This window comes from Kineococcus vitellinus (assembly GCF_009906315.1).
Lineage (GTDB): Bacteria > Actinomycetota > Actinomycetes > Actinomycetales > Kineococcaceae > Kineococcus > Kineococcus vitellinus.
On sequence record NZ_JAAALL010000644.1, the window covers coordinates 1 to 532 of the forward strand.

Annotated in this window: 1 protein-coding gene; it reads left to right on the forward strand. The window is 82.7% G+C overall.

Features of this window, described 5'->3' with window-relative positions; translation table 11 throughout:
• Positions 1-85: 85 nt before the first annotated feature.
• Positions 86-532: hypothetical protein (locus GTQ99_RS23900; protein ID WP_205708146.1), on the forward strand; the 447-nt coding region annotated here is incomplete at its 3' end.

A 532-nucleotide genomic window follows, 5' to 3' on the forward strand; every position in this document is an offset into this window, starting at 1 on the left:
CCGCACAGCCCGCCGACCCGCCCGTCCGTCCACAGCGGCCCGCGCGGCGGGTCCCGCGGCCGGGGCGGCCGCCTAGCGTCCCGGCGTGCCCCGATCCCCCTACCGCCCCCGCGACCCGGCGCTGCGCGCCCGGGACCTCGCCGCGCGGCAGCTGCGCGCCACCCCGCGCCCGCGCCGCGGCGGCCCGGTGCGCCCGGGAGGGGAGCCGGGCCACCCGCGCGGCGACCGGTCCGAGGACTGGTCCGACGACGAGTCCGACGAGGGGCTCGACGACCCGCTCGACGAGGACGACCTGGAGGAGCTGGACGACGACCTCCTGGACGACCTGCTCGACGATCCCCTGGACGACCCCGGCGGGCGGCCGTCCCCGGTGCGGCGCACCCGTGCGGGCGAGGTCCGCCGCCGCCTCGCCGACCGGGCACCGGCGAGCCTGCGCGCCGCCCGCTGGCGGATCGGCCCGCGCGCGGGCGCGGGTGCCCTGCTCGTGGCGCTCGTCGTCGCCGCCGGGCTGGGCGTCCTGGCGTGGCGGACG